Origin of the sequence: Vibrio sp. CB1-14 (assembly GCF_040412085.2) — a bacterium.
GTDB lineage: Bacteria > Pseudomonadota > Gammaproteobacteria > Enterobacterales > Vibrionaceae > Vibrio > Vibrio chaetopteri.
Genome location: NZ_CP115921.1, coordinates 805,402 through 831,931, shown reverse-complemented (window position 1 = coordinate 831,931; position 26,530 = coordinate 805,402). Strand labels below are relative to the sequence as shown.

Annotated in this window: 28 protein-coding genes; 12 read left to right on the top strand and 16 right to left on the bottom strand. The window is 45.8% G+C overall.

The features are described from left to right. Positions 1 to 18: 18 nt before the first annotated feature. Positions 19 to 1,278 carry a tagatose-bisphosphate aldolase subunit GatZ gene (gene gatZ / locus PG915_RS19695; protein ID WP_353500093.1) on the bottom strand — a complete coding sequence of 420 codons (1,260 nt, stop codon included), beginning with the start codon at positions 1,276 to 1,278 and terminating at the stop codon, positions 19 to 21. A 207-nt stretch (positions 1,279 to 1,485) separates the two neighbouring features. Here gatZ and gatA point away from each other — a divergent pair, with 207 nt between their 5' ends. The 5 genes from gatA (at position 1,486) to gatY (ending at position 5,693) form a co-directional block, all read left to right on the top strand. Then, the gene (gene gatA, locus PG915_RS19690) at positions 1,486 to 1,956 is read left to right on the top strand and encodes a PTS galactitol transporter subunit IIA (RefSeq protein ID WP_353500092.1); all 471 of its coding nucleotides are present in this window, start codon (positions 1,486 to 1,488) and stop codon (positions 1,954 to 1,956) included. Continuing rightward, the gene (gene gatB / locus PG915_RS19685) at positions 1,953 to 2,234 is read left to right on the top strand and encodes a PTS galactitol transporter subunit IIB (RefSeq protein WP_042499917.1); all 282 of its coding nucleotides are present in this window, start codon (positions 1,953 to 1,955) and stop codon (positions 2,232 to 2,234) included. The genes gatA and gatB overlap by 4 nt, the downstream gene beginning before the upstream one ends. A gap of 66 nt (positions 2,235 to 2,300) precedes the next feature. Beyond that, complete coding sequence (locus PG915_RS19680; protein WP_353500091.1) at positions 2,301 to 3,674, top strand: PTS galactitol transporter subunit IIC; 1,374 nt, start codon at positions 2,301 to 2,303, stop codon at positions 3,672 to 3,674. A 107-nt stretch (positions 3,675 to 3,781) separates the two neighbouring features. After that, entirely contained in the window at positions 3,782 to 4,843 is a 1,062-nt protein-coding gene (locus PG915_RS19675) for an alcohol dehydrogenase catalytic domain-containing protein (protein ID WP_353500090.1), read from the top strand. Continuing rightward, positions 4,836 to 5,693 (top strand): tagatose-bisphosphate aldolase subunit GatY, encoded by an 858-nt coding sequence (gatY, locus tag PG915_RS19670; RefSeq protein ID WP_353500089.1) that lies wholly within the window; start codon positions 4,836 to 4,838, stop codon positions 5,691 to 5,693. Before PG915_RS19675 ends, gatY begins: the two co-directional genes overlap by 8 nt. A gap of 57 nt (positions 5,694 to 5,750) precedes the next feature. Here gatY and PG915_RS19665 read toward each other — a convergent pair whose 3' ends face one another. Further along, positions 5,751 to 6,923 carry a benzoate/H(+) symporter BenE family transporter gene (locus tag PG915_RS19665; RefSeq protein WP_418642670.1) on the bottom strand — a complete coding sequence of 391 codons (1,173 nt, stop codon included), beginning with the start codon at positions 6,921 to 6,923 and terminating at the stop codon, positions 5,751 to 5,753. A gap of 96 nt (positions 6,924 to 7,019) precedes the next feature. On the opposite strand from PG915_RS19665, the gene PG915_RS19660 reads away from it, so the two are divergent. Further along, entirely contained in the window at positions 7,020 to 7,559 is a 540-nt protein-coding gene (locus PG915_RS19660; protein WP_353500088.1) for a helix-turn-helix domain-containing protein, read from the top strand. A gap of 21 nt (positions 7,560 to 7,580) precedes the next feature. Here PG915_RS19660 and PG915_RS19655 read toward each other — a convergent pair whose 3' ends face one another. After that, entirely contained in the window at positions 7,581 to 7,817 is a 237-nt protein-coding gene (locus tag PG915_RS19655) for a hypothetical protein (protein WP_353500087.1), read from the bottom strand. Between the two features lie 261 nt (positions 7,818 to 8,078). On the opposite strand from PG915_RS19655, the gene PG915_RS19650 reads away from it, so the two are divergent. Next, entirely contained in the window at positions 8,079 to 8,288 is a 210-nt protein-coding gene (locus tag PG915_RS19650) for a hypothetical protein (RefSeq protein WP_353500086.1), read from the top strand. 194 nt (positions 8,289 to 8,482) lie between these two features. Here the strand turns inward: PG915_RS19650 and PG915_RS19645 are convergent, their stop codons facing one another. The 6 genes from PG915_RS19645 to PG915_RS19620 all read right to left on the bottom strand — a co-directional run bounded on the left by PG915_RS19645 (position 8,483) and on the right by PG915_RS19620 (position 13,914). Then, the gene (locus PG915_RS19645) at positions 8,483 to 9,364 is read right to left on the bottom strand and encodes an L-ribulose-5-phosphate 3-epimerase (protein WP_353500085.1); all 882 of its coding nucleotides are present in this window, start codon (positions 9,362 to 9,364) and stop codon (positions 8,483 to 8,485) included. Between the two features lie 2 nt (positions 9,365 to 9,366). Then, entirely contained in the window at positions 9,367 to 10,014 is a 648-nt protein-coding gene (locus tag PG915_RS19640) for a 3-keto-L-gulonate-6-phosphate decarboxylase UlaD (protein ID WP_353500084.1), read from the bottom strand. A gap of 4 nt (positions 10,015 to 10,018) precedes the next feature. After that, positions 10,019 to 10,840, bottom strand: a complete 822-nt coding sequence (locus PG915_RS19635; protein WP_353500083.1) for a pyridoxal phosphatase — start codon at positions 10,838 to 10,840, stop codon at positions 10,019 to 10,021. Between the two features lie 21 nt (positions 10,841 to 10,861). Further along, complete coding sequence (locus tag PG915_RS19630) at positions 10,862 to 11,554, bottom strand: L-ribulose-5-phosphate 4-epimerase (RefSeq protein ID WP_353500171.1); 693 nt, start codon at positions 11,552 to 11,554, stop codon at positions 10,862 to 10,864. A 15-nt stretch (positions 11,555 to 11,569) separates the two neighbouring features. Next, a complete protein-coding gene (locus PG915_RS19625) occupies positions 11,570 to 12,037 on the bottom strand; it encodes a PTS sugar transporter subunit IIA (protein ID WP_353500082.1) in 468 nt (155 codons plus the stop codon). Between the two features lie 74 nt (positions 12,038 to 12,111). Next, positions 12,112 to 13,914: a PTS ascorbate-specific subunit IIBC gene (locus tag PG915_RS19620; RefSeq protein WP_353500081.1), complete on the bottom strand. Its 1,803-nt coding sequence runs from the start codon at positions 13,912 to 13,914 to the stop codon at positions 12,112 to 12,114. 331 nt (positions 13,915 to 14,245) lie between these two features. On the opposite strand from PG915_RS19620, the gene ulaR reads away from it, so the two are divergent. From ulaR to PG915_RS19600, 4 genes are all read left to right on the top strand, one after another. Continuing rightward, the gene (ulaR, locus tag PG915_RS19615; RefSeq protein WP_353500080.1) at positions 14,246 to 15,001 is read left to right on the top strand and encodes an HTH-type transcriptional regulator UlaR; all 756 of its coding nucleotides are present in this window, start codon (positions 14,246 to 14,248) and stop codon (positions 14,999 to 15,001) included. 123 nt (positions 15,002 to 15,124) lie between these two features. Continuing rightward, complete coding sequence (gene ulaG, locus PG915_RS19610) at positions 15,125 to 16,192, top strand: L-ascorbate 6-phosphate lactonase (protein WP_353500079.1); 1,068 nt, start codon at positions 15,125 to 15,127, stop codon at positions 16,190 to 16,192. Positions 16,193 to 16,578: 386 nt separating this feature from the next. Beyond that, positions 16,579 to 17,310, top strand: a complete 732-nt coding sequence (locus PG915_RS19605) for an MFS transporter (protein WP_353500078.1) — start codon at positions 16,579 to 16,581, stop codon at positions 17,308 to 17,310. Continuing rightward, a complete protein-coding gene (locus tag PG915_RS19600) occupies positions 17,255 to 17,812 on the top strand; it encodes a hypothetical protein (protein ID WP_353500077.1) in 558 nt (185 codons plus the stop codon). The genes PG915_RS19605 and PG915_RS19600 overlap by 56 nt, the downstream gene beginning before the upstream one ends. A 55-nt stretch (positions 17,813 to 17,867) precedes the next feature. Here the strand turns inward: PG915_RS19600 and PG915_RS19595 are convergent, their stop codons facing one another. The 5 genes from PG915_RS19595 to PG915_RS19575 are packed head-to-tail and all read right to left on the bottom strand — an operon-like array spanning position 17,868 to position 22,727. Then, complete coding sequence (locus tag PG915_RS19595) at positions 17,868 to 18,971, bottom strand: ABC transporter ATP-binding protein (RefSeq protein WP_353500076.1); 1,104 nt, start codon at positions 18,969 to 18,971, stop codon at positions 17,868 to 17,870. Beyond that, on the bottom strand, positions 18,968 to 19,726 hold the full coding sequence (locus PG915_RS19590; protein WP_353500075.1) for a glycerophosphodiester phosphodiesterase: 759 nt from the start codon (positions 19,724 to 19,726) through the stop codon (positions 18,968 to 18,970). Before PG915_RS19590 ends, PG915_RS19595 begins: the two co-directional genes overlap by 4 nt. An 11-nt stretch (positions 19,727 to 19,737) precedes the next feature. Next, on the bottom strand, positions 19,738 to 20,580 hold the full coding sequence (locus tag PG915_RS19585; protein ID WP_353500074.1) for a carbohydrate ABC transporter permease: 843 nt from the start codon (positions 20,578 to 20,580) through the stop codon (positions 19,738 to 19,740). Further along, complete coding sequence (locus tag PG915_RS19580; protein WP_353500073.1) at positions 20,567 to 21,436, bottom strand: carbohydrate ABC transporter permease; 870 nt, start codon at positions 21,434 to 21,436, stop codon at positions 20,567 to 20,569. Before PG915_RS19580 ends, PG915_RS19585 begins: the two co-directional genes overlap by 14 nt. 58 nt (positions 21,437 to 21,494) lie before the next feature. Continuing rightward, positions 21,495 to 22,727, bottom strand: a complete 1,233-nt coding sequence (locus PG915_RS19575; protein WP_353500072.1) for an ABC transporter substrate-binding protein — start codon at positions 22,725 to 22,727, stop codon at positions 21,495 to 21,497. Between the two features lie 249 nt (positions 22,728 to 22,976). On the opposite strand from PG915_RS19575, the gene PG915_RS19570 reads away from it, so the two are divergent. Beyond that, on the top strand, positions 22,977 to 23,852 hold the full coding sequence (locus PG915_RS19570) for a MurR/RpiR family transcriptional regulator (protein ID WP_353500071.1): 876 nt from the start codon (positions 22,977 to 22,979) through the stop codon (positions 23,850 to 23,852). A 401-nt stretch (positions 23,853 to 24,253) separates the two neighbouring features. On the opposite strand, the gene putP is transcribed toward PG915_RS19570, so the two are convergent. Both putP and PG915_RS19560 read right to left on the bottom strand, forming a co-directional pair. Further along, positions 24,254 to 25,747 (bottom strand): sodium/proline symporter PutP, encoded by a 1,494-nt coding sequence (gene putP, locus PG915_RS19565; RefSeq protein ID WP_353500070.1) that lies wholly within the window; start codon positions 25,745 to 25,747, stop codon positions 24,254 to 24,256. A 90-nt stretch (positions 25,748 to 25,837) separates the two neighbouring features. After that, entirely contained in the window at positions 25,838 to 26,527 is a 690-nt protein-coding gene (locus tag PG915_RS19560) for a 1-pyrroline-5-carboxylate dehydrogenase (RefSeq protein ID WP_353500069.1), read from the bottom strand. Between the last annotated feature and the right edge of the window lie 3 nt (positions 26,528 to 26,530).

Sequence of the window (26,530 nt, the reverse complement as noted above, 5' to 3'; positions counted from 1 at the left end):
TCGTCCCTCGATATCAGATTATTGACAGGCCGATGAATACTGGCCGATGACCTCTTGGATCTTGTCGATTATCAGCGCAGGAGCCTTTGCTTCAATCTCTCCGGAGCTTACTTTAATATATTGATTTGGCATGTATTGGCTGAGCATAGTCAGAGGAATCTCAACCTTATTCAGGTTCTCTATCAAACGGCTCTGAGCCGCTTGAATACGTTCATCCGTCCAGTAATAGCGAATGCGATCTGAAAAGCTAAAATGCAGATTATTGATGATATCGGAATGCTTCTCGCCGTAGTAAGACTTCCAGTACTTTGGTGTATCTAGTAGTACATCATCGACCACTTTCTTAAACTGACTGTTGTGCTCAGATTTCACCAAACAGGTTTCAATTTCAGCAAGAGCAAACAAAGCTTCACGCAGGGCAAACGTCAGAGCAGGTCCTACTTTCAAAATCGAAAAGTGAGTCTGAACGAGATCTTTTAGATGCTTGGCTGTTTGGTAATCCGTAGAGTGCGCTTCGTAAATCCAAGGCGTGTCTTCGATATAGTGTGAAATCTCTGCTGCGGCCGATTTTTGATAGCGAATGACTTTACTATGGTCAAACTCTACGCCCGGTTGAACCACAACACCGACAACCTTATCGATCACATGGCCAATACCTAGCGCTTCAAAGGCCGTTACATGGGTATCTATGGTATGGCGTACATCGGCAAGTTCAGTGACATGAACCGTATCAATCTCGGAAGCTTCACCGCCAGGCACTGGTACTTCCGTGCCAATAATATAAGTGATCTTATCTCTGGTCTCTGCTGGTACAAATTCTTCTGCCACAGCACAAAGCTCAGCCGCTCGCTTCGCAACGACCGAAGGCTCTAAAGGTACGCTGTCATCGGAGCATGACATTGAGGCATCGAGGTGAATCTTAGTAAAGCCCGCCTCAACATACTGCTTGATTAATTCGCGTGATTTTTCCATCGCTTGAACAGAGGTTTCGTTTTGCCAGCAATTAGGGCCTAAATGATCACCGCCAAGGATGATTCTCTCTATCGGAAAGCCGACTTCATTTGCGATCTCGTAAACGTAACTTACGAAATCCTTTGGCTTCATCCCTGTGTAACCGCCAAATTGGTTCACTTGATTCGATGTTGCCTCAATTACTACGGGCAACGAATTATCAAGTTCGTAACGAAATGTCGCCTCAATCACCAAAGGGTGAGCGGAACATACTGAATATACGCCTATATTATTGTTTGTTTTATGTAAACCAACGATCTGTTTCATAACTTACCTCATCGAAAACGAAAGCCATTCACACTTTCGAGTTTGCAACTTAATTAAACGAATACCCCGAAACATACCAACAAAACTTACGAATGTCTTCGTTAATTTCTGTTTATTTTCGTAAGTTAACGAAACGTGCGGCAGATCGCTTTTTTATTCGAAGGTTTTGTTTATGATCACTCCGAAGCAAAACGAAAGGTTAAGAAAATGATAGAAACTCAACTTTTGGTAAACACCGATGTTGACCTAAAGACAAACAAAGAAGTACTCGACCACCTAAGTGACTTCTTAACAGGCGAAGGATTTGTAAAGGAGAGCTATCACGCTGCGATTCACGAGCGTGAATCGATTTTCCCAACAGGCATTGATCTAGGTTTTGGTGCAGTGGCAATTCCCCACTGCGACGCATCACATGCGAACAAACCTTGCGTCTATTTAATTAAACCATCTCAGGGGATCCCTTTCGAAAGAGCCGATGATGATGGTGAGCTGATCGCAGAGCTAATTATCGCCCTTGTGGTTACAGACCCTGCGGAACAAATGCAGCTATTACGTGCCTTGTTCACATCATTGCAGGACGAAGCATTTTTTAACGAACTCAAAAACGCGCCATCGATTGAAGCAATGACGGCCACATTCAGTTCGAAAATATTAAACAAAGATAAGGAAGTAGCATGAAAAAAGTGATTGTAGCGTGTGGCGGTGCAGTAGCAACCTCAACCATGGCAGCAGAAGAAATCAAAGATCTGTGTGAAGAACACAACGTGGATATCGAAATTGTTCAATGCCGCGTTAACGAGATCGATACCTACATCTGCGATGAGGTCTCCTTTATCTGTACCACTGCAAAAGTGGATCGCACGTTTGGCGACATTCCTCTGTTCCACGGCATGCCATTTATCTCAGGTGTGGGCGCAGACGAACTAAAAGAAAAAATGCTGGCTGTTGTTCTTTAATTATCCCTGTTCAATGGCACCGTTCTCAAACAGCGTGCCATCGAGAGACTAAAGGAATACCCTACTATGTTAAACGAAATTATCAGATATGTGCTCGATCTCGGGCCAACAGTAATGCTGCCGATTGTGATTATGATTTTCTCAATGGCATTCGGAATGAAGCTCGGCGATGCGTTTAAGTCAGGCCTTCATATTGGTATTGGTTTTGTCGGTATTGGTCTCGTCATCGGCTTGATGTTGGAGTCAATTGGTCCTGCAGCACAAGAGATGACCGCTAACTTCGGTATTGAACTAAGCGTTGTCGACCTTGGCTGGCCAGGCACCGCTCCGATTACCTGGGCAAGTGAGATGGCGCTAATTGCCATTCCAATTGCTATCGCAGTCAACATTCTCATGCTGGTATCTAAGATGACTCGCGTAGTAAACGTGGATATCTGGAACATCTGGCACATGACTTTTACTGGTGCGATGGTTCACATGGCAACCGACAGCTACATGCTAGGTATTGTTGGCGTTATCGTCCACGCTGCATTCGCTTACAAACTCGGTGATTGGTTCGCAAGAGATACTAAAAACTACTTTGGCCTAGACGGCATTGCGGTTCCACATGGCACATCAGCTTACTGTGGCCCTATTGCGGTCATGGTTGACGCAATCATTGAAAAGATCCCTGGTCTTCGCAATATCCACTTCTCTACTGATGGCATTCAGAAAAAATTCGGTGCATTCGGTGAGCCGGTAGTGGTTGGCTTCATCATGGGTCTAGCGATTGGTTTGCTAGCAGGTTACGACCTACAGAACGTGCTGCAATTGGCAGTGAAAACCGCCGCGGTGATGTTATTGATGCCTCGCGTTATCAAACCAATCATGGATGGTCTGAACCCAATTGCGAAGCAAGCTCGTGCTCGTCTACAAAGCAAATTTGGTGGTGATGACTACTTGATCGGTCTAGACCCAGCACTACTGCTTGGTCAAACCAACGTAGTATCAGCAAGTCTAATGTTTATTCCATTGACTATTTTCATTGCTGTACTGCTACCAGGTAACGCGATTCTACCATTTGGTGACTTAGCAACAATCGGCTTCTTTGTGGCAATGGGTGTAGCGGTTCACAGTGGTAACCTATTTAGAACCATCATTTCTGGCTCTATTATCATGGCAGGAACGCTTTGGATTGCGACGCAAACCATCCCATTCCTAACCAAACTAGGTCAGACAACAGGTCACGTAACAGGCAGCAACCTAATCGGTTCTATGGACCAAGGCGGCGCACCAATCACTTATATCTTGATTGAGCTGTTCAGACTGGAAAACTTAGGCGGCCTCATCATTATCGGTGGTATCTACTCAGTCGCAGTAGCTATGACATGGTCTCGTGCTAAGCAATACGAAAAGCAAGTCCAACAAGAGAAAGAAGCGCTAACAGAAGCTAACGCTTAATCCAATTCGCTGGCAGGGCAACCTGCCAGCCCTTCACTCTTTCACATTTAAGACGTTAAGTAAGACCTACACACTTTTTGATGTGGGTGTCGTTGCGAGTAAAAACTATGAATATGAATCATCATGTCGAAGTCGTGGAGAACCAAGTACTCCAACTGACAGCCTACGACATGCCAGAAATAGGCGCAGACGAAGTGTTGGTCGAGGTGTACTACTCCGGCCTTTGTGGCTCAGATGTCCCTCGAGTGTTCGACAAAGGCGCACACTTCTACCCCATTACGCTCGGCCATGAGTTCTCAGGCAAAGTCGTTGCTGTTGGCCAAGATGTTGAAAAATACACAAAAGGGGACAGTGTTTGCTGTGCGCCACTTGTTCCTTGCCAAGAGTGTGATGTCTGTAAGAAAGGGTTGTACTCCCTTTGCAAACACTACTCTTTCGTGGGCTCTCGCCGTCAAGGCGGTAACGCACATTACGTTGCTATCCCACAAAAGTGCTGTTTCAAACTTCCAAACACAGTTTCCTTGGTTGAAGGCGCATTTTTTGAGCCCATCACCGTCGGCCTTCATCCCATCGTCATGGCAGGCGGCTGCAAAGATAAGCATGTTGTCATTGTTGGTGCGGGCACAATTGGTCTACTCACACTACAAGTCGCAAAAGCGTTAGGCGCAGCATCAGTGACCACCATTGATATTTGTGATGACAAGCTCGAAACAGCGCGTCGATTAGGGTCTGACCGTACCGTTAACTCTCTCAATAGCGAACAAATGGCTGAGTTTACTGAGCTCTCTTCATCAACTCAGAATCAGATGATCATTGAGCTCGCGGGTGTACCTGAAACCTTTATGCTCAGCCTAAATATCGCTGGTCCTCGAGCTTGCATCTATCTGGTTGGCACCATCCATAAAGATTTCAATATTGCTTACAAAGACTACGAAAAAGTGCTTCGCAAGGAGCTATCGATTGTCGGTAGCTGGATGAACTACTCCTACCCATACCCGGGAGAAGAGTGGGATATCGCTTGCCAACTGTTCTCTGAGGGCAAGGTTAACACCAACGTATTACTCGATGGTATCTACGAGCCAGATATGTACATCACTCGCGTTTCACAACTACCAACACAACCAATGTCAGGCAAAATTTTACTTAGCTGGGGTCAAGAAGATGAATAATATTATCAATAGCAATTACTGGTTACGACAAGCACGACGCGATGGCTATGCAATCCCAGCGTTCAACTTCCACAACCTAGAAACCGTGCAGGTTATTTTAGATACCGCGAAGTCGTTGGAATCTCCGGTCATTCTTGCGGGTACACCTGGCACCTACGGCTACGGCGGCTCTCGCGAACTTCTTCACATGGTGAATGCCGCAGCAAAAGAGCGTAACATGCAAGTCGTGGTGCACCTTGACCACCACCATGATCTTAACGACATTCGTGAAAAGGTAAGACTCGGTATTCGCTCTGCCATGATTGATGGAAGTGCACTGCCACTGCAAGAAAACATCGCACTAACCCGTGAAGCGGTGCAAATTTGTCACGCTTATGGCTGTTCTGTTGAGGCGGAAATTGGTCAGCTTGTTGGTCAAGAAGACGATCTTATCGTTGAGTCGGTCAATGACCCATATACACACCCTGAAGATGCCAAACTGCTTGTAGAGCAAACCGATGTCGACTCGCTTGCCATTGCCATCGGTACCGCCCACGGTATGTACAAAGAAGAGCCAAAACTCGATTTTGAGCGCCTAGAAAAGATTGCTTCTCTGATTGATATCCCGCTCGTCCTTCATGGAGCGTCAGGTGTTGCTAGCCGTGATGTACAACGCTGCATCGACCTGGGCATCGCTAAAGTGAACGTGGCGACAGAGCTTAAAATTGCTTATTCAGATGCACTAAAAGTGGTGCTTAAAGAACAACCAGGCGTTAACGACCCTCGTGTTTATAACGAGCTACCAAAAGCTGCTATGGCGAAAGTGGTAGAAGACAAAATCATTATGTGCCGCAGCCAGGGTAGACTCTAGCTCGTACATTTTGAGTACAGCAATCCCCCACTGCTACTCCTGATAATCAGAGGCCACTTAGTGGCCTTTTTTATCAGAGCTACAAAGAAGCACTGAATACAACCAACCTGCAATAAGCCCCCACAAGGTCGCATTAATACCCAAAATCGTCACGCCCGATAACGTGACCACCAGCACTAACAAAGCGGGCTCACGGTAGTCTGGCGAATCAAACGCACTTTGCAAACACATCATCAGGGTTCCGAGCAATGCAAAGCCGGCTAGCATATGAGTTATTTCCTTCGGGAACGCCAAAAATATCGACACAACACTCGATGCTAGTAGCCCAGCAACGAGATAAAACACACCCGCCCAAATCACTGCCCGGTATCGTTTGTTCTTATCACTATCGACATCGTCATTCATACAAATCGCTGCGGAAATGGCAGCGAGATTGACGCTAAACCCACCGAAAGGAGCGGATAGCACGTTGGCAATACCCGTCCCTATCAGTACCGATTTTACTGGCGTCTCATATTGGTAGCTCTTCATCATCGCCACGCCAGGCAGGTTTTGAGACAGCATGGTCACGATATAAAGCGGAATAGAAATATTTAGGATCGCTGACCTATCAAACGTAGGCGTAACCCAACTCGCTTGGGCAATGGCTAGCTCTGGGTTTGACATCGATCCACCATCAGCAGAAAAAGCCAGAGCGCAACCGACGACAAGCAAAAGCAGCATAGTGTACTTGGGCACAAAGCGCTTACTCACGATAAAAGTGAGAAACATCCATACAAAAACATAGGGTGTCGTCATTGCTGGCTCAAATGCGCGAACGCAGAATGGTAACAAAATTGCACCGAGCATAGCGGTAGCGAGAGGAGTTGGAATACGTTGCAGCGCTCGAGACAGGGGAGGTACGAGGCCAGTAATAACAATCATTAGACCAGAAACTACAAAGGCGCCTATCAAAGCAGGCATGTCATATTGCGTGGCTGAGCTTACCAATATCGCAGCACCCGGCGTCGACCACGCAGTTAAAATCGGTATTTTGTAAAACCATGAGAAACCTATCGACGTTATTCCCATCGTTACACCAAGAGCGAGCAACCAACTCTCTATTTGCTCGGGCGAAGCGCCTGCTGATGTTGCAGCTTGCAATATGATCACCACCGAACTGGTATAACCGACGAGCACCGCCGTAAAGCCCGCTGTTATGTGGTGCAACGTAGAAATATTTTGGCTCATTGTCATCCCTTTCTGTATAGTAACTCCATCTGTGCGTAATAACGCACAAAATAAAGATAGCACCGTGCGCTATAACGCACAACAGGACAAAGCCAAATGCAAGACTCCAAATTTAAGTCTGAGATCGCCCAGCATCTAAAATCAGAGCGAAAGAAGAAGAAATTGAGCCTAGATGCAACGTCCAAGCTCACAGGCGTATCCAAAGCCATGCTTGGACAAATAGAGCGAGAAGAATCGAGCCCGACGATCGCGACGCTATGGAAGATCGCCAGCGGCCTTGATACCTCTTTTTCGGCTTTTTTTGCCAATGAACCGAGCTTGCAGACTCCCGAACGGCTTTTTCCTGACGATCCCAGAATGAAGGTAAAGCCCCTGTTTCCTTTTCAGGAAGACACTGGCATTGAGGTCTTTGAGATCACTTTGTCCGGGCATCATCAACAAGTGTCTAGCCCACACAGTGTGGGCGTTATTGAGCATGTGCATGTGATAAGTGGCCAAGTGCAGATATTCTTTGACCAAGAGTGGCACTTACTAAATGCCGGTGAAAGTTTGCGTTTTTACAGTGACCAACCGCATGGCTATGAAGCGGTATCAGAAGAGGCAATATTCCACAATATCGTGAGTTACCCTAGATAATAAAGGCAGTCATAGTACTGCCTACTCGTACTGAGCAATACTGTCATCAATGCTGCCTATAGAGTACAGCACCAGCTCCTCTGGATTTTCCCCTTCGCCTAACGCCTGTACATCCTCACCGTCGGCAATGAGCTGTTTGATAATGGCTAGTCCTCTCTCCTGCGGCACTTGAATAATGATGGGCATCTCAGATGCTGATACGCCATACTTGGTTGCTATAAGCAAATCTTTGACCTTTTGAACATCATCGCTGTCCATATATTTCTCCTTCAAGCCAATGCTTTGAAAGTATAGGCGGACAACAGAAACCCTTTGGGAATTATTGCGGTTAAATCTCGTACATCCAAATGTCGAAAAGGCAATAATAGGACGCAGAGACGATCATTCAATAACAACGATTCAATACATAGATAAAAATCAAATTTGAGATGAGAAACATGAGATTTAGCAGAAACTTGGTGGAGTTGCATAAAATGATAATGCTATAGTCATCGAAAATTATAAATTGAGAGAACTATCATGCATTCAACCGACGCTATTGAACTCGTAAAACTTGGGGTAAATATCGAGATTTCAAAAGATTCATCACTACACCCTAATGACGCACTTGAAATCATCAAGATTGCGAGTGAAATCGGCACTCGAGTAACGGTGAAGAAAAAGTACCACACTGACGTTCTGATGGAGATGGCAAAAGTAGGTCGAGACCACATTACCATCGCAATCTAGCATCTAGTCCTTGCTGGTAGCGCAATGAATCTTTTCTTTTAGGTTAGGTTTCATTCCCGCGATACATGCAACTCATCTGGGGGGCTCAGAAGGTTGCCGATTAGGTGTCAAAACTGGAGCATCTTAGTTCTGACACCAACCGTTGTAATGGCTAAGCCCGAGTGACCTGACAAGCAATCCTCTAGCTTTATTCGTTAGTGCTCAAACAAAGGCATCATATCTGTCTGACGACACACTTCATTCAATTTACTCTGAGCTTTGAGAATGTTGTCTTTCCACTTCTCATCATGAGCCCACATTTCGATTACTAATGGCACTACGCATTCCGTTTGTTTCAGTGTTTTAAATATCGCATTGAAATCCACTTCGCCTTCGCCAATAACGAGATCTCGGAACTGTCCCTTATACTCCGGGGTGACTCGGTAAGTATCCTTTAAGTGAATCTGTGTGATTCTCGGTTTACTTAACTTAAGTTCAGTGACGATGTCATAGTTCCAACCCGAGATATTACCAACGTCGGGGTATGCGGTGAAGTAAGGCGAGTTAATCTCTCGACTTAATACTTCAAATTTACTCAACGAATTTAGGTAGTCCGTATCCATAATTTCAACGGCCAACATCACACCTGCTCGCTCCGCTAACTGAGCAGATAGCTTCATGCCTTCTATAAAACGCTGATGAGTCGCATTGTCCGCAGGCTCATAGTAAACGTCATAACCAGCCAGTTGAATGGTTCGAATTCCCAGCTTGTAAGCGAGTGCAATGGCTTTCTCCATATGCATCACCGCTTGTTCGCGTACTTGAGGATCCGCTGAGCCAAATGGAAACTTACGATGAGCGCTCAGGCACATCGACTGTAGAGGCACTTGATATGCTTCACATAGATGGCGAAGCCCATATATTTCCTCATCGATCCAATCCAGGCGGCTGCGTTTTTCGTCGGATTCATCAACCGATATTTCTAGAAAATCAAAGCCTAACTCTTTGGTCGTTTTTAGCTTATCTTCCCAGCTAAGGTTATTGGGCAAGGCCTTCTCGTACAACCCAACACGATGACGCAATAAATTTTGGTACATACCTAGCTCCAATAACGATTAATTTGCGCTTTCAGTGCCTCAGCGGTTTCTTGTCCCTTCTCACCAGCTAGGGCGCGACCAGCAATGAACGTTTTTGCTTTGATGCCTTCGAACAAGTACAAATCCTCCGGAACAATACCGCCAGTGATCGAGAGCTCAATGCCAAGCTCAGACAGAGCACGCATCTTAACTAGGTCTTCTTCAGTCCAGCCGACACCTGCCAGTTCTGCATCTCGAGAGCGATGGTAGATAGCTTGCGTGATACCGAGATCGACCCATGCCTGCGCATCTTCCATAGTCCAGTTACCATAGATCTCGATTTGAATTTCGCCGTTAAACTCGTCTGCAACTTTTTTACATGCATCAATAGTTGCGATATGTGCCGCTGCCGATACCGTGATCCAATCAGCGCCAGCCTCAAATGCCATACGAGCCAAGATTGCTCCGCCATCTGTGGTCTTCATGTCACACACTAGAATATGGTCTGGGTGGTTTTTGCGTAGCGTAGAAACGGCTTTCATCCCTTCAGCAAACGCTAGAATAGTTCCAACCTCAATGACATCAACATAACTTTGAACGTTGTTAGCCACTTCGATTGCAGTTGTAAGGTCAGTTTGGTCTAGCGCAATCTGAATCATTGGTTTAGTCATGGTTTTATCCTTTAATTTGTTCACGTATTAGATGGGCAAGTCCATCTTGATTGTTATCTGTTTTACATATGGCTTGAGCATTCAGCTTCACGATGTCATCTGCGTTTTTCATCGCAACACCCAACCCCGCATACTGGAGCATTGAAATATCATTGTGATTGTCTCCAATAGCGATGACTTGAGACGGGACAAACCCTAAGCTACTCACATACTCCGCCAACCGTCGCCCTTTGCTATTTCCCTTAGCAGCAAAATCGATCCGGTTTGACCAAGAGCGCTCACCGTTGAAGTGCTCCGTCACCCATGGCGTTTGCATTAACCTATCGACTGAAGCTTGCTCACCCTCAACGACAAACTTCCACACATAGTCTGTCTGTCTCGCGGTATCGGTAAACGAATCCACTCGGTAAATATTAGGGCGATGGCGCTCAGGAGCTTGCTCTGCCCACTCTTCCAACACCAACATGTACTCAAATGGGTTATAGTTGGAATACGTCATTGCATCGGTGATGTACATCACCATCTTGAGCTTGTGTTCATCAGCAAGCTCAATAAATTTGAGCGCATGTTGGTGCTCAATGGCATTGTGAGTCAGCACCGTTTCTGTTTTGTAGTCATAGACATAGGTCCCATTACAACAAATGATTGGCGTATCTAATCCAAGCTCGTAGTAGTAAGGCCTAGCGGCTGTATGGTGCCTACCAGTGACTATCATCACATGACAATGTTGTTTAGCCTCATGTATCGCTTGTTTCACTTCAGGGTGGATAGTGTGGTCGTCCGTCAACACCGTCCCGTCTAGATCTAGCGCGAGTACTTGATACATATCCTCTCCTTAGCGAGCCAATTAATGCTGACCGTAATAAGCATTTTCACCGTGCTTACGAAGGTAATGTTTGTCCGAGAGCTCTGGCTGAATCTTAATGCCGCTATTGAGCGAGCGTGTCGCTAGTGCCATAGCGGAAACTTCCTCTAGAACTACCGCATTGTGGACCGCATCATTCGCATCTTTACCCCAAGAAAAAGGAGCATGTCCTGCGACAATCACACTAGGTACTGCCATCGGTTCAATGCTGCGTTGAACAAACTCTTCAATGATTACAAGCCCAGTATTCTTCTCATACTCTTCTGATATTTCACGGTTGGACAATTTGCGAGTACAAGGAATATCACCATAAAAATAGTCAGCATGAGTCGTTCCCAATGCGGGAATATCAATGCCAGCTTGCGCCCAGATCGTCGCGCTACGCGAGTGCGTGTGGACAATGCCACCAATTTCTGGAAAAGCCTTATACAGCTCAAGGTGTGTCGCCGTGTCGCTTGATGGATTGAGATTCCCTTCAACGACATTACCGTCTATGTCCACAACCACTATGTCTTCTGCCGTCATGTCGCTGTATTCAACGCCAGATGGCTTGATGGCTATCACACCATTTTCACGGTCAAACTCAGAAACATTACCCCATGTAAATGTCACTAAACCGTACTTCGGAAGCTGCAAGTTCGCTTCTAAAACACGCTGTTTCAACTGGCTATATATAGACATATCGACTCCTTAAGCTGCTTCTGCTTCGGTAAGCGCCATATCAATTAGGTTTGCAACATCTTCTGGTGTTTTACAGGCGCGCAGCTTGGAAAAATCTTCATCAAATTCAATGAGATTTGCGACCTGCATTGTGCCTTCAATGTGCTCTTCAGAGTCTTTGCCAGCCAAAGTAATAAGGACATCAACGGGTTCGTCAACACCATCAAAGACGATGGGTGTCTCAAGAACGGTCAACGCAAAGCCAGTTTTGATAACGCCATCTTCTGGACGACAATGTGGCAGTGCAAACGCGTCATGGATGCAGATGTAAGGACCCTCTGTCGAAATCGCCTCGATGATCGCATCGTAATAACGCTCTTCTGCAACACCAGCTTTAACTAAGGCGTCAGTACCGATTTTTATTGCTGACTGCCAGTCTGTCGCTTTCACATTAAGTTGGATTGAGTTGTTATTAATCAAAGACTCTTTTAAGTTCATATTTCTGCTCACTTATTTGTTTCGTTACTAGCGTTTTATTATTAGGCTCAGTAGTTAGGCTACTGAGCTCATTTTTATTTATGGAAGTGGTTTTCGATGATAGAAATCAGTTCGTCACCAAAGGTTTTCACCATGATCATATTCTTGACTGCCAACTGTTGCTTACCTTCCGGAAGGTTGCTGATTTTCTCTGCTAAAGCGACAGAAGTGACGATAATGTCAAACGACCCTAGATGTGATTTATAGTCCGTAATCGCACTGTTGAATGTCGTGGCTGGCACCCCTTTCTTATCAAGGAACTCTTTAATCTTCTTCGAGCACATCATAGAAGAACCTTGACCAGAGCCGCAGCAAACTAGAACGCGTACTGGTTTATGTTCACTTGCACTGCTCGCTTGAGGAGCTTCTGCCACCGCTGAAGATTTCGCAGGAACTTCTACCTCAACCTCAACTCCTTCTGGTGTCACAGCTGTCATAGTCTCAGCACGTGCGGCTTCGCCATCTTCTTCTGCTCGCAGAGCTTTTGATGCGAAGTACATATAGACACCCGCAAGTGCAACAACAACAAAGAAGAACATGCCAGACGTTGAGATACCTTGCATAATTGGAGGGAATACCAGCGCCCAGTCAGCCATGCCCATCCAGCCGTTAAACTCAGTGCCTGATTGTGCAAAGATATGAATTGCCCAGGCAGAGCCCACAACTTCGATAATGCCCATGACGAAACAGATCTTCATCACCGCTTTCCAGCCACCAAAGTGGTTAGCGAATACACCAATCGTTGCGTTGGAGAAGAACATTGGGATGAAGCCAGGAATAATCATGATAGGTGCGTCGAATGCCAACATCGCGAGCACTGCCACGAATTGACCGACGGCACCCCATAGGAAACCAAATACCATTGCGTTTGGTGAGTAAGCGTAGATAGCCGCACAATCAATAGCCAATACTGCATTTGGGATGAGGCGTTGAGATATGCCGTTGAATGCCTCTGACAGCTCTGCCACAAACATACGAACACCCGTTACGATAACTTGAATCGCAACCGCAAATTTCAGTCCAGTCTCAAAGATATAGATTAGCCAGTGAGTTTTACCTGCCATGTCCTGCAGATTATCGAGACCAAAAGAAAGTAGGATAATGCCGAAGAATGCCGTCATTACCAGGGTTGTCGCTGCGATACTGTCGTGGAAGATGTGAAGCCACTTTGGAAGATTAATGTGGTCTACGCTGTCGTTCTTATCACCTAACTTAGGTGCTACCTTTGTCGCGACCCAAGAAGCAAACTGCTGCTGGTGACCAATAGAGAAACCTGCGCCACCCGTCACTTCCTGCGTTGGCTTGAACATGATGTTTGAGGAAATACCCCAATAAAGCGCCATTAATATCGCCGAGTAAATGATGGTTTCCCACATGCTCGCGCCAAGCACAAAATAGAATACAGCGATTAGGCCAGCTTGTTGGAACATGATATGTCCCGTAAGCATGATAGTACGTATACCTGTGATTCGTCTAAAGGCTACCAATAGTATGTTGATACCCAAAGCCATTAGTACGGCATACCCAACCCAGGAGTAATTGTCTCCCATGGTTTCCATGGTGGCCATCATAGAGGTATATGGGTCAATAACCGAACCAGTTAACCCATGAATTTCACTCATTTTTTCAATCACTGGCTTAAAGCCAGCAACCAGAGTACCTGCGCCCACTTGAACAATCATAAAACCGACGATGGTTTTAATTGATCCAGCGATCACGGTTGTTGCGTCACGTTTGAGGAGGATGTAACCGAGGCAAGTCACGATACCAAGCAGCAGTGGTGCTTTGGTCATAACCTGACTGTAAAAAATATAGAAGATGTCGTATAGGAACTCCATATCTTTACCCTTAATGTAATTTGTAATTTTAATGATTTGTAGGATTCAGTGATTTGTTGTTTTGCTCACGGGACTAACTTTAACAATCAAAAGTAGTCATTCAATGCTCACTTGTGATTAGTTTGATTTATATCAATTATCCATCATTGCAATATGGTTAATTGAGTAACGGATCACACCCAAAAACATAAAAATCATTAAAATCAATCACTTAATAAATAAGGTGATAAATGTCTCGTTTTTTGATCGTGACCGTTTGACAATCATTATCGTGATTATTAGACTCACAAGTAATCAAGAAGTTGTCACGAAAACCAATGAAGTGATAAATATGAATGAAGTACAAAGACACAACGGTATCCTATCGTTACTCGAAGAAATGCAGACAATAAATGTCTCTCATATTATTGATAATTTTAGTGTTTCCCCGGCGACTGCTCGACGGGACATCGCTAAATTAGACGAGCTTGGTAAGCTTCGAAAAGTACGAAACGGTGCAGAAAAAATAGAGAATCAGAAGAGAAAGTGGTCACCACTTAATATCAACAGTACTGATTTTTATGAAGAGAAAGCGCAAATAGCACACGCTGCAGCATCGCTTTGTAAAACAGGTGACACTGTGGTCATTAACTGTGGTTCTACTGCGTTTCTACTCGGACAACAGCTGTGTGGCGAAGATGTTCAAATTGTCACCAACTACTTTCCACTCGCTAGCTACCTAATCAATGAAGACCATAACGATGTGATCATCATTGGTGGTCAATACAACAAAGCGCAAAACATCTTCCTTAATCCAACCCCCAATTCACTGGGTGGCTACGCTGGAAACTGGATGTTTACCTCTGGCAAAGGGCTAACCGATGCAGGCTTATATAAAGCGGATATGTTGACCGCTGTTGCTGAGCAACAGATGTTGGAACAAATCGATAAGCTGGTTGTTGTTGTGGATAGCTCTAAAGTTGGTCAGCGTACAGGCATGCTGTTTTGCAACACCAAACAAATCGACATCGTCATTACGGGCAAAGACGCCGACCCCGATGTCGTAAAACGAATTGAAGCTCAAGGAACACAAGTCATCTTGGTTTAATTCGAACGGGCTTTCTCGCCCTCGAACAATTATAAATTTCAGCTCAGTGCCTTAGTCAAAAATTAAGGCGCTCGGCTCCCTACATCCAAAATTAATCAAATTTGTGAAATAAAAGGTATTAACATGAGCAATGTAAACGAAATCACTCGCGAGTCTTGGATCCTAAACACATTCCCTGAGTGGGGTACTTGGCTAAATGAAGAGATTGAGCAAACCGTTGTTGCACCGAACACTTTCTCAATGTGGTGGTTAGGCTGTACTGGCATCTGGCTAAAGTCAGAAGGTGGTGCAAATCTATCGATGGACTTCTGGTGTGGTACTGGTAAAAAGACCCAAGCGGTTCAAAAAATGAAAAACCAACACCAGATGATGCGTATGGGTGGCGTGGAAGCACTTCAGCCTAATCTGCGCACCGCGATCTTCCCTCTCGACCCATTTGCAATCAAAGAAATTGACGCGGTTATGGCATCGCACGACCATGGTGACCATATTGATATCAATGTCGCCGCGGCGGTACTTCAGAACTGCGGTGAACACGTGAAATTCATCGGGCCAAAAGCGTGCGTTGACCTATGGATGAAATGGGGTGTACCAGCAGATCGCTGCGTTATTGCAAAAGTCGGTGATGAAATTCAAATCAAAGATGTCAACATCAAGGTGCTAGATGCATTTGACCGTACCGCTCTCGTTACCTTACCAGAAGGCACATCATCTTTAGATAAAGAGATTCTCGATGGAATGGATGACCGCGCAGTTAACTATCTCGTAGAAACAACGGGCGGCTCAGTTTACCACTCTGGTGATTCTCACTACTCTAACTACTACGCAAAACATGGTAACGACCATAAAATCGATGTAGCGTTGCTGTCATACGGCGAAAACCCACGAGGCGTCACAGATAAAATGACTTCTTCGGACATTCTTCGTGCAGCTGAATCACTAAATTGTGAAGTCGTTGTGCCATTCCACCACGATATTTGGGCGAACTTCCAAAACGACCCACGCGAAATTGAAATGCTGTGGAACATGAAGAAAGAGCGCCTTCAATATGGCTTCGCACCATTCTTCTGGCAAGTCGGCGGTAAGTACACTTACCCAACAGACAAAGGACGTATGCACTATCAACACTTCCGTGGCTTTGCAGACATCTTTAAGAATGATCCAGAGCTGCCGTATCGCGCTTTCCTTTAATCCTTAATCCTATTCCAAAGGGAGCAAATTCGCTCCCTTTTTTAATCACTGTAAGGAGGTCTTATGCTGCTAAGGGAATTAAGGCACCACTTTCAATCGGGAGACCTAGAGTGCGCTGTTGCCGTCCTTTCACCCAACAGGGATGAATACTACCTTATGGTGAAAAGCCATAAATGGGGCATTAATAGCTTTCTAGAAACTGCTCGAACGCAAAAGCCAAGAGCGTTCAAAACCCAACTAGCCTTACTAAAGGTTGCTAGGAGTATTGGTTTTAATCATCACTCTATCGAAGTAAAACATCTTTAACCATTTCTATAACCGCCATCTTATTTCTGTCATGTACTAGGCTTATTATTCAAATTCGACAAATCTAGAATTGTAGAGATATGAAAAAGGCAGTTTGGTTATTAGCACTTGGGCAAACGATGTTGTGGTGTTGCTTGTATTATGTGTTCCCTGCAACCTTGCTACACTGGGAGTCAGCATACGGTTGGTCAAGATCGGATCTCACACTAGCTCTAACGCTTGCCGTTGGGGTATCCGCGATCGTAGCACCCTTTGCAGGGCGCATTATCGACCGAGGTTACGGTTCAATAATGATGACAATGTCTGCGACAGCAGGAGGCATTCTTCTCTATCTCATTAGTGTCGCTGACACTCTCTTTTCATTCTATATTCTATGGTCAATCATGGGACTCGCCATGGCCGGTTGCTTATATGAGCCATGTTTTGCATTTTTGGTTCATTGCATGAAGGCGGGTGCCAAACGAGCGATTACTCTGATTACCTTGATGGCAGGTTTCGCCAGCACCATTTGCTTCCCCTCGGTGCATTATCTTCACGAACATTTTGGGATCGAGTCAACTCTGCAGATATTCTCAATATGCGTCATTATCGTTGCGGGTCCTCTAATGTTCTTTGGGTCACGAGCTGTGGCGAGAGACTACCTAGCGAGCAGTACAGCAAGCACCTCTCCTACTTCTACAGACAAAATAGAGAGTGCCACTCATTTTCTGACATCTCCGTTGTTTTGGCTGCTCACATGCGGATTGCGGATTTTCGATGTTAGCTCTAACTCATGGTGTGGTAATAAATCACCTACTCCCATTAATGAGTGAGCGGGCACTGCCAGATAGCCTAGCAGTGCTTGTCATTTCCTTAATCGGTCCGATGCAGGTTGCCGGACGAGTCGCTTGGACGCTCGTTGACAGACACTGGTCAGTGATGAAAATTACAGTTCTGTGTTTTGTGTCTGTCACTACCGCCACGTTGTGCTTAATCGCATCATCCAGTGTGACCTATTTAGTATTTGTGTTCGTTCTGCTCCAGGGGTCTGCATACGGAGTGTTGAGTATCGTCAAACCACTCGTTACTAGAGAAGTGATGGGCGACCTCAATTTTGGCGCTATCGCTGGTGCACTCGCGGTGCCGTATCTGCTAGCTTTTGCGACGTCACCTTACATTGGATCTTTGATCTGGCAAATGGGTGGTTATGACTACGTACTGTGGGCGATTTGGGGCTTTGCACTCATCGGTGTCATATCAATTATTATGGTCTACAGGCTACATAGCCAAGCCACACTGCTGCAACTTAAGAGCAGTATTCTAGATATACGATAAGTCGATATCCCAGAATAACGAGTATCAAAATAAGCACTCGTTATTCTGGTCTCTCTTAAGCGACTTTCATTGCAACTTTTTCATCTAGATAGACGCGTTTTTTACTATCAACATCAAACAAAAAAGCATCACTAAAATTAAAACCAACGTCGATGACTTGGCCTTCTTCTATTCTGAAACTTCGGTCGACACTCAGTAAGAATTTTTGCTGGTTCGTCAGGCAGTGAATGATGCGTGAGCCACCTGTTGTCTCGACTAGCTCTACACTCGCTTGCCAGCACACTTCCGCTTGTTTGCTTGCTTCTAGAACCGACATTTTGTCAGGTCTGATCCCCAGTAAATACTCTCCTGAGGTCATGCTAGAGTCCAGCAGTGTCCAAGATGTTTCCCCATTCATCAACTTACCGACTGTGCCATCAACCTCAAGTGGCAAAATGTTGGTGGGTGGGTTACCGATAAACGATGCGACAAATACGTTGGCAGGATCATCATAGATCTCTTCAGGGCTTGCAAACTGTTGCAAAACGCCATCTTTCATCACCGCAATCTTATCTGCCAATGTTAGCGCCTCAATCTGATCATGTGTGACGTAAACAGTTGTGTTTCTGAGCTTGCGGTGGAGCTGCTTTATCTGAGCTCGCATGGAGTTTCTAAGTTCTGCATCTAGATTAGACAAGGGCTCATCCATTAGGTAAATCCCAGCATCTCTAGCAATAGCTCGCCCCATTGCGACGCGTTGACGCTGACCACCAGAAAGCTGTCCCGGCTTTTTATCTAGATGTTCTGACAGCCTAAGCGTTTTTGCGACTTCACCAGCCTTACTATGCCTAGTGGCTTTGTCGACCCCTCTGAGCTCAAGACTAAAGGCAATGTTGTCACGCACTGTCAAATGCGGATAGAGCGCATAGTTTTGAAATACGAAGGCAAGGTCTCGATCCTGAGGCTGTACCGAATTCATCCTTTGGCCGTTAATCACTAAGTCACCTGCGGAAATGTGCTCTAAACCGGCGATCATGCGCAGCAAGGTCGACTTACCACAACCCGAAGGGCCAACAATGACAATGAACTCTCCGCTCTTGATATCCATGTTCACATCGTGAATGACTTGGTTGCCCTCAGAGTAGACTTTATCTATGTTCTGTAGCGTAATCGATGTCATTTTGAAGCCCCTCTTGGAAGTTGGTCTCGCAGTCTCAAAGCTAGATCTGGACGGTCCGTGGTAAACGCATAAACGCCGTAATTAAGCGCTTTTGTAATTGTCTCTGCACAGTGTGCGCCATAGCATCCATACTCCATGCCCATCGCCTTGACCGCACATTGAGTCTCTGTTTTTAGCTGACTGACGTGTACTGACACTTCATTGACGCTCATGTCTTTTGCCAGCGTTGCCACTCTCTCTGCTCCTAAAAGATTCGGTAGATTTCTTGCAACGAGCCATATGGTGAACATGGGCGGTCGTTTTTTAGCCAGCTCTTGCAGTGTTTCACAGTTAAATGAAGAAATGATGCACTTGTCGGTCATGTTTGTTTCTTCAAGCACCGACAGCACCTTGTCGACGAGTCCCGGATAGGGTGACTTCTCAACATCGCCCTTGATTTCGAGCCTTAGCTTGATGTCACTTTCTCGGTACATCTCACACAGCTCTGTTAGTGTCAGCATACGCTCGCCACCAGAGTGATTAACTCGAGCCTGAGACACTTCCTGCCACGTTTTTTCGCTTATGGCACCTGTCATGTCGGTGGTTCGGTCAAGGGTGGCATCATGATGAACGACTAACACACCATCCTTTGTGGGGTGAACATCGAACTCAACAAGTTCAACCGGCAAGGTTAGTGTTTTCTCGAATGCTACGCGGGTGTTTTCACCCCAAAGCAATGTACCGCCTCGGTGAGACGCAATGAATGATTTTGTCATAGTAAAAAGTCTTATTTTAACGCTCCCATGGCGATGCCACGGACAAGGTGTTTTTCCACAAGTTTGAAGCACAGTAAGGTTGGCAGCATGGTTAATGTCGCCCCTGCCATCACCAGCGGCCAGTTAACAATGCCATCATCAGCGGCGGCAGCATAAAGACGCGATAGCGCGATCTGAAGCGTTCTGACTTCCTCACTGTCGGTGGCGATAAGTGGCCAAATGTATGAGTTCCACTCTCCAAGGAACGTGAACAGCGCCATCGCTGCAATAGCAGGTCTCGACAGTGGGACAATCACCTTCCACAACACCTGCAAATGACTAGCGCCATCCACCCAAGCCGCTTCGTCCATTGCTTTGGGTATATTCTTGAAGTACTGACGCAAAAAGAAGGTGACAAACCCACTCGCAATAGAAGGAAGGATCAACGTCCAATAGCTGTCCAACAGCCCCACTTTCGCCATGTTTAAGTAGTTCGGAATCAAGCTTATATGACCCGGCACCATGAGTGTTGCAACCACTAGCCAGAACAAAAACTCCCTTCCCTTGAATTCAATACGGCTAAAAGCATAAGCAGCGCATACCGATACCACTAAACTCAGTACCGTCACGGCTATCGAGACCACAGCGGTATTGAACAAATACAATGGAAAGTTCATATCGCTAAACGCAATCGCGTAATTTTCCAGTGAGAATCGAAACTCACCAGCGCTGTATGCATCAAAGGGTATGAGTGATAAAAACACGCCATAACCGATTGGAAAAAGAAACATCAACGCCAGTGCGATGAGCACAACATTAGATAACGACCAATGTGTTTTCTTCGGTTCAATGAGAGTGAGATTAGCTGCCTTCATAGTGCACCTTCTTGCCAATTAATTTGGACTTTACGACGGCCAAAACCAAAAGAATGATGAACAGAATGACGGCGAGTGCCGAGCCTTCACCAATATCGAACAACACAAATCCAGTACGGTAGAGTAAGTTCACCAACATATGGGTCGCGAACGCTGGACCACCATTGGTCATCACATTTACAATGGTAAAGATCTGGAATGACTCAACTACTGAAATAATCAGCAAGAAATAGGTGGTTGGCATGACTAGCGGAAAAGTCACTCTGCGGAACACATGAAACTTTTTACCGCCATCGACTTGAGACGCTTCGTAGAGCTCCTTTGGGATAGACTGCAATCCAGCGACGTATATCACCATGTCATAACCGAGTTGCTTCCACGTGTTCACGATGATAATGACCCAAAGAGCAAGCATGGGAGACTGAAGCCAAGTCACCTTATCAACACCCAATATGGCTAGTAGGCTATTGACCAGACCAAAATCTGTCGCAAATATCCAACTCCAAATAACAGAGATCGCGACCGTCGAGGTCACTGAAGGTAAGAAGTACGCACCTCGTAAAAAACGGATGAGTTTGGTCTCGTTGACAAGGAAGTTCGCCAGTAACAGCGCAAGACCGAGTCTTATCGGTACTGATACAACCACGAACACAATCGTAATGATTAATGAGTTTCGAAATTCTTCCCCACCAAGCAGATTGCGATAGTTTTCCAATCCCACAAAAGGCATATCGTTACTAAGAAAGTTCCAGCTATGAAAGCTGTAGAAAAACGAAGAAACAATGGGCCAATAGGTAAAAATGCCTATGAGCAATATGCAAGGCAGCACAAACAGATAAGGTGCTAACTTTTTCATTTTAATGATTCATAAAATAAAGTAGGAAGGCAGGCGGCAGCCTGCCTAAAAAGAACGCTTAAAGGCGCGATTTGACGCGTTTATCAAATGTTTTGAGGGCTTCATCAGCGCTCTTTTGACCAAGCGCAATCGACTCCCAGATCCCTCTTTCCTGAGAGCGTATCCAAGCCATTGCTGGCGGACGAGCACGCCCTTGCGCCACTGGCAATTGATCCATTGCAGCACCAAACTCAGGGTGTTCCTCTATCAGAGACTTCGAAGATTCAACCTCAAGTGCAGTCTTGTTCACAGGCATATAACCCGTATGTTGGAACCACTTAGCACTTTGATTTTGGGATGCCAAGTACTGCATAAACTGCCATGAGGCTTGCTGCTTTTCTTCGCCAATGTTCGCCATCATACCGACACCGGCACCGCCGATAGGCACACGACATTCCACCGTACATGGCATTGGCAATACCACGAGATCCTCTCCTAGCGCGCGCTTGTAGTCGCCAAGGTTACCGGTACTATCAAAGTGAATAGCCACACGACCTGAGCTGAAGTGCTGCTTCACCATCTTTTCATCGGTCACGCTCTCTGCAGAAGCGACATGATGTTTGTGGTAGAGATCGCCCATCCATTGAAACGCGTCTATTGTGGCCTGTTGATCAAAGCCAGATTCATTAGTGACTGGATTAACCCAATCACCACCATTTTGCATCACTAACGCAAAACGAGTGAACTGGCTCGGTGTGTTGATTCCATAAACATTGCTGTTACCAAGTTTAGACTGAACTGTTTTCGCGACTTCAAGGATCTGGTCAAAGTTGGTCATCTCCGGTACGTCAGTGATTCCCGCTCTCTCTAACAATGCCTTGTTCACATACATGAGTGGTGTAGAAGAGTTAAACGGCATGACATAGTTGCCGCCTTTGTAATTGCCAATTTCTAGAGCAAAAGGCTGTAACTCTTCAGTAAACTCGCCATTGGCTCGATAGTAGCCGTTCAGATCAGTCAGTACTTTTGCTTCAGCAAATACGCCGTACTGAGTAACCTCTAGCACCGCCATATCTGGATTGCGACGAGCAGGGATTGAGGCTTGCAACTTGGTAATGATATCGGCGTAGTTACCATTGTAGGTGGCACTCACTTCTACATCAGAGTGCGCGCTGTTGAAGTTATCGATGATTGTTTGTAACACCGCTTCCGCATCACCAGTCTGGTTATGCCAAAGCTCGACCTGAACCGGTTGTGCAACCGCACTCGCAGCCACAAGTGAAAGAGCTAGAGAAGAAAGACGCAGTTTCATTTCAAATTCCATATCGTTGAAGAACTGCCATGAATGCTAAGTTGATTAGTTGACACTTAAGTTACATTTATCAGCCAATTGCTTGAATCTTGGTTTGCAATTGTTGCAAAACAGGTATAACCAATTGATATTAAAACTGTTAGTAATCCGCAACTTTCATTGCACACGCAATTAACCTGCAATTTGAAACCAAACAGTCACAGTCTCTCGCTACGATAACTCTATGTTTCGGAGCCAATCTCTTTCCAAATGAATTCTAAGACACTGACATTTCAATCAAAATTACGTGCGTTATTTGAGCAACTCCTTGTAGATGAGGGCTCTCAACTAACCAAAAAAGAGCTTCGGGCTGTCGACTTTTACCTAAAAAGCCCCGAACACATAGGTCTCTCAGGCAAAGACGTTGCCCGGGAAATAAAGGTTCACCCATCCACTTTGGTTCGACTGGCGCAAAAACTCGGATTCAAAGGTCATCCTGAGCTTAAGCGCTATTTAATTAAGACCACTCAATCTTTTGAAGATGCGAGAGAAAGGCATCTACACACTAACAATCAGATGATTGGCAATGTTCTACACGCCACTATCGCCCAAGAAATTGAACACCTAAAGTTAATCACCAGCACACTCACCCAGCAACAACTGGATCAGGTGTGTCATCTGATCCTCAATGCCAAACGAGTCTACGTAAACGGACAAGACAATACCGAGGGGTTTGCAGAGCACTTTACGAGGCGACTGATGCGATCCGGTATTGATGCCAAAGAGGTATCAATGAGTCGATCAAAGCTCGCGGAGCGTTTTTCCCTTTCTGAGAAAAATGATGTGCTTATCTTAATTTTCAACAACGAGCTCAGTGACAACACCAAGCGCCTTATCTCCCTCGGAAGGAGTCTGGACATGCAAATTATTGGCATCAGCGATCTGAGTTCTATGGTTGTCCCAGATGATGTGTATTTGATACGGATCTATCGTGGAGAGACTAAGGGGACAAAATCGGTCAGTCCATCACTAGTCGTTAGCAATGCGATTATCCGCAATCTAACAGCTCTGTCGCCAAATCGAACTCTTCAAGGACTGAAACGATTTGAACTCATTCGTGCTAACGTTGATGCGCTGCTCCGCTAATAGGTGACTCACTAGCCTCTCTATCCATTTCTAATTTCGTTCGAATTGCTCACAATTCGAACCCTAGATTACCGTGTTTCCAAAATTATCTGAGTGCCTCAGCAGAGGCGAATCGAAAGCTATTTTGGGAAGATGGCGATGTCTTGCAGGTGAAAACTACGGCCAGCCGATTTCCAAATATGGCTTGTGGTGGGTAAAGCTTCACACACCTATACTAGGTCAAATATGGAGATGAAATCGAACTCACAAGGCATCGCCTTACCTAACGATAATGATCATAAATTTGAAGTGGGTGTGGCGTATTGCTTCTAAAACTCTCGGTTGAAACTTGATAAAGGTATGGATAAAAATAGCCCCGACTTAGTCGGGGCTATCGTAATAACATCGATGTTGAAGCTAACTTAGTCTAACTCAACCAAGTTCTTCTCAAACGTCGCATGTTGCGCCTGAACCGCTTTATCAGGGCCGCCCGTCATTGAGCTCACTACCATGATTGAAATCCAAGATAGAATGAATCCAGGGACGATTTCGTAGATATCAAAGATACCGCCAGAAAGCTGCTTCCATACAACGATGGTCACACCACCAACGATGATACCTGCGATAGCACCATTACGGTTCATACCTGCCCAGTAAAGGCTAAGTAGGATTGCAGGACCAAACGCCGCACCAAAGCCTGCCCAAGCGTAAGAGACTAGACCAAGCACCGAACTGTCTGGCGTCATGGCAAGCACCAGCGCGATAACAGATAGCAAAACAACACCAACACGACCAACCATCACAACTTGCTCAGAAGTCGCATCTTTGTTGATGACTTGCTTGTAGAAATCTTCTGCCAATGCTGAAGATGACACCAATAGCTGTGAATCCGCCGTACTCATGATTGCTGCTAAAATTGCCGCAAGCAAGATACCCGCAATCACAGGATGGAATAGCGCGTTCACAAGCAGCATGAAGATCTTCTCACCATCTGCTAGAACGTCACCGCCGGTATTAGTGATGTATACAAGACCAACCACGCCCACTAGCAATGCACCAATCATAGAAAGGCCAGACCAAATGACCGCAATGCGGCGCGCCGTCGTTAGATCTTTGTTGCTACGTGATGCTTTAAAACGCGCCAAAATGTGTGGCTGGCCAAAGTAACCTAAGCCCCATGCGACCAATGAAATGATGGCAACTGCAGACAAAGGCTGACCTTTCGCGTCATTCCAAAGTGTCAGCAGTTCAGGGTTAATCGCTTTGAGGTCTGCCGTTAGCTGACCAAGACCACCTTGCATACCGATCACCGGTACAATCATTAGCGCTGCTGCCATTAGTAGGCCTTGAACTAAGTCAGTCCAAGATACCGCAAGGAAGCCACCAAATAGCGTGTAAGACACAACACACACAGTACCGATGATAACTGCGATGGTGTAGTCCAAACCAAATACCGTTTCAAACAGTTTACCGCCTGCCACTAGACCAGAACTGGTATAGAAAAGGAAGAAAAGCAAAATGAAGAACGCAGATACAACCTGAATAACCTTAGAGTTGTCGTTAAAACGACGAGATAAGTATTCAGGAAGAGTCAGAGCGTCAGTCGTAATACTGTAAGTACGTAGTCGTTTCGCGCAGATAAGCCAGTTAAGCCAAGTACCCACCAATAGGCCACCCGCTAACCAAAATGCCTCAATACCCGCTGCATAGGCGTAGCCCGGCAAACCAAGTAGCAGCCATCCACTCATGTCTGATGCACCAGCAGATAGCGCCGCAGGCCAAGGGCCTAAAGAGCGTCCACCAAGAAAGTAGTCGCTTGAACTCGCCGTGCGCTTATAAGCGATCACGCCGATAGCAAGCATCATCGCCAAGTAAGCGATAAAAGTTGTCGTAATAGCGAAGCTATTTTGAATCATTATTATTTCCTCATCCTAGAATTCAGCCTCCAACATGCTTAGTGCTGGAGGCTGGTAGGGCGGCGTGGAGCGGGTCGAAGACCTTAGCCACTAGCTACCAAGTTCAAGCAAAGTAGCGTTGCCCCCCACTGCTGTGATGTTGATGGTTCTTGTTCTTTCCGTTATGAACCTCAACACTAGATTCGGATCGTGCGACGTTGGAAGTGACGCCAGATCCGTTTCAGATACCAAAAGACCTATCGCTCCATCGCGATTAGCCAGTTGATGGTTAACCTGCCATTGTGTTTCTTCAGAGCCTACAAGACCGACGACACGAACATCGAAGTCGATGAAGGTAGTGGCTTCTTCTAAAGCGACAATCTGGACTAGGTTAGACGGCAATTGAGAACGCTCGACTGCCGAAATTAAAATTTGATTAAACTTCTCATTACCAGAGCAAACAATGACGCCATTGCCAGCAATCAGCGCTGCTGTTATCTGAGCAACCGCCGCTATTTTTGCTTGCGCTTCGATGCTCTCAAGCACGACCAAGGCCACACCACGACCTGCCGCGTAAAGCTCATTGGTTTCACCTGTTGGTCCTGGCATCACATGCGGGTTAGCCAGCAGGATATTGGCTTGTTGAACGTGAAACGCCATCACGCTTGCCAGCGTCGCATTTAGCTCTGCCATGTTGCGCTGAACAGAAAGTAAGCACTCACGTTGCTCAGCAAAATCGGTGATATTCCAGCTCTCCCATGCACTCAAAACATCAGAGAAAATTGTTGCGTTATTAACCATGAC

Bases quoted from the DNA above. Each gene is read 5' to 3' on its own strand.
- gatZ (WP_353500093.1), bottom strand. From the start codon at position 1,278: ATGAAACAGATCGTTGGTTTACATAAAACAAACAATAATATAGGCGTA.
- gatA (WP_353500092.1), top strand. From the start codon at position 1,486: ATGATAGAAACTCAACTTTTGGTAAACACCGATGTTGACCTAAAGACA.
- gatB (WP_042499917.1), top strand. From the start codon at position 1,953: ATGAAAAAAGTGATTGTAGCGTGTGGCGGTGCAGTAGCAACCTCAACC.
- PG915_RS19680 (WP_353500091.1), top strand. From the start codon at position 2,301: ATGTTAAACGAAATTATCAGATATGTGCTCGATCTCGGGCCAACAGTA.
- PG915_RS19675 (WP_353500090.1), top strand. From the start codon at position 3,782: ATGAATATGAATCATCATGTCGAAGTCGTGGAGAACCAAGTACTCCAA.
- gatY (WP_353500089.1), top strand. From the start codon at position 4,836: ATGAATAATATTATCAATAGCAATTACTGGTTACGACAAGCACGACGC.
- PG915_RS19665 (WP_418642670.1), bottom strand. From the start codon at position 6,923: ATGAGCCAAAATATTTCTACGTTGCACCACATAACAGCGGGCTTTACG.
- PG915_RS19660 (WP_353500088.1), top strand. From the start codon at position 7,020: ATGCAAGACTCCAAATTTAAGTCTGAGATCGCCCAGCATCTAAAATCA.
- PG915_RS19655 (WP_353500087.1), bottom strand. From the start codon at position 7,817: ATGGACAGCGATGATGTTCAAAAGGTCAAAGATTTGCTTATAGCAACC.
- PG915_RS19650 (WP_353500086.1), top strand. From the start codon at position 8,079: ATGCATTCAACCGACGCTATTGAACTCGTAAAACTTGGGGTAAATATC.
- PG915_RS19645 (WP_353500085.1), bottom strand. From the start codon at position 9,364: ATGTACCAAAATTTATTGCGTCATCGTGTTGGGTTGTACGAGAAGGCC.
- PG915_RS19640 (WP_353500084.1), bottom strand. From the start codon at position 10,014: ATGACTAAACCAATGATTCAGATTGCGCTAGACCAAACTGACCTTACA.
- PG915_RS19635 (WP_353500083.1), bottom strand. From the start codon at position 10,840: ATGTATCAAGTACTCGCGCTAGATCTAGACGGGACGGTGTTGACGGAC.
- PG915_RS19625 (WP_353500082.1), bottom strand. From the start codon at position 12,037: ATGAACTTAAAAGAGTCTTTGATTAATAACAACTCAATCCAACTTAAT.
- PG915_RS19620 (WP_353500081.1), bottom strand. From the start codon at position 13,914: ATGGAGTTCCTATACGACATCTTCTATATTTTTTACAGTCAGGTTATG.
- ulaR (WP_353500080.1), top strand. From the start codon at position 14,246: ATGAATGAAGTACAAAGACACAACGGTATCCTATCGTTACTCGAAGAA.
- ulaG (WP_353500079.1), top strand. From the start codon at position 15,125: ATGAGCAATGTAAACGAAATCACTCGCGAGTCTTGGATCCTAAACACA.
- PG915_RS19605 (WP_353500078.1), top strand. From the start codon at position 16,579: ATGAAAAAGGCAGTTTGGTTATTAGCACTTGGGCAAACGATGTTGTGG.
- PG915_RS19600 (WP_353500077.1), top strand. From the start codon at position 17,255: ATGTTAGCTCTAACTCATGGTGTGGTAATAAATCACCTACTCCCATTA.
- PG915_RS19595 (WP_353500076.1), bottom strand. From the start codon at position 18,971: ATGACATCGATTACGCTACAGAACATAGATAAAGTCTACTCTGAGGGC.
- PG915_RS19590 (WP_353500075.1), bottom strand. From the start codon at position 19,726: ATGACAAAATCATTCATTGCGTCTCACCGAGGCGGTACATTGCTTTGG.
- PG915_RS19585 (WP_353500074.1), bottom strand. From the start codon at position 20,580: ATGAAGGCAGCTAATCTCACTCTCATTGAACCGAAGAAAACACATTGG.
- PG915_RS19580 (WP_353500073.1), bottom strand. From the start codon at position 21,436: ATGAAAAAGTTAGCACCTTATCTGTTTGTGCTGCCTTGCATATTGCTC.
- PG915_RS19575 (WP_353500072.1), bottom strand. From the start codon at position 22,727: ATGAAACTGCGTCTTTCTTCTCTAGCTCTTTCACTTGTGGCTGCGAGT.
- PG915_RS19570 (WP_353500071.1), top strand. From the start codon at position 22,977: ATGAATTCTAAGACACTGACATTTCAATCAAAATTACGTGCGTTATTT.
- putP (WP_353500070.1), bottom strand. From the start codon at position 25,747: ATGATTCAAAATAGCTTCGCTATTACGACAACTTTTATCGCTTACTTG.
- PG915_RS19560 (WP_353500069.1), bottom strand. From the start codon at position 26,527: ATGGTTAATAACGCAACAATTTTCTCTGATGTTTTGAGTGCATGGGAG.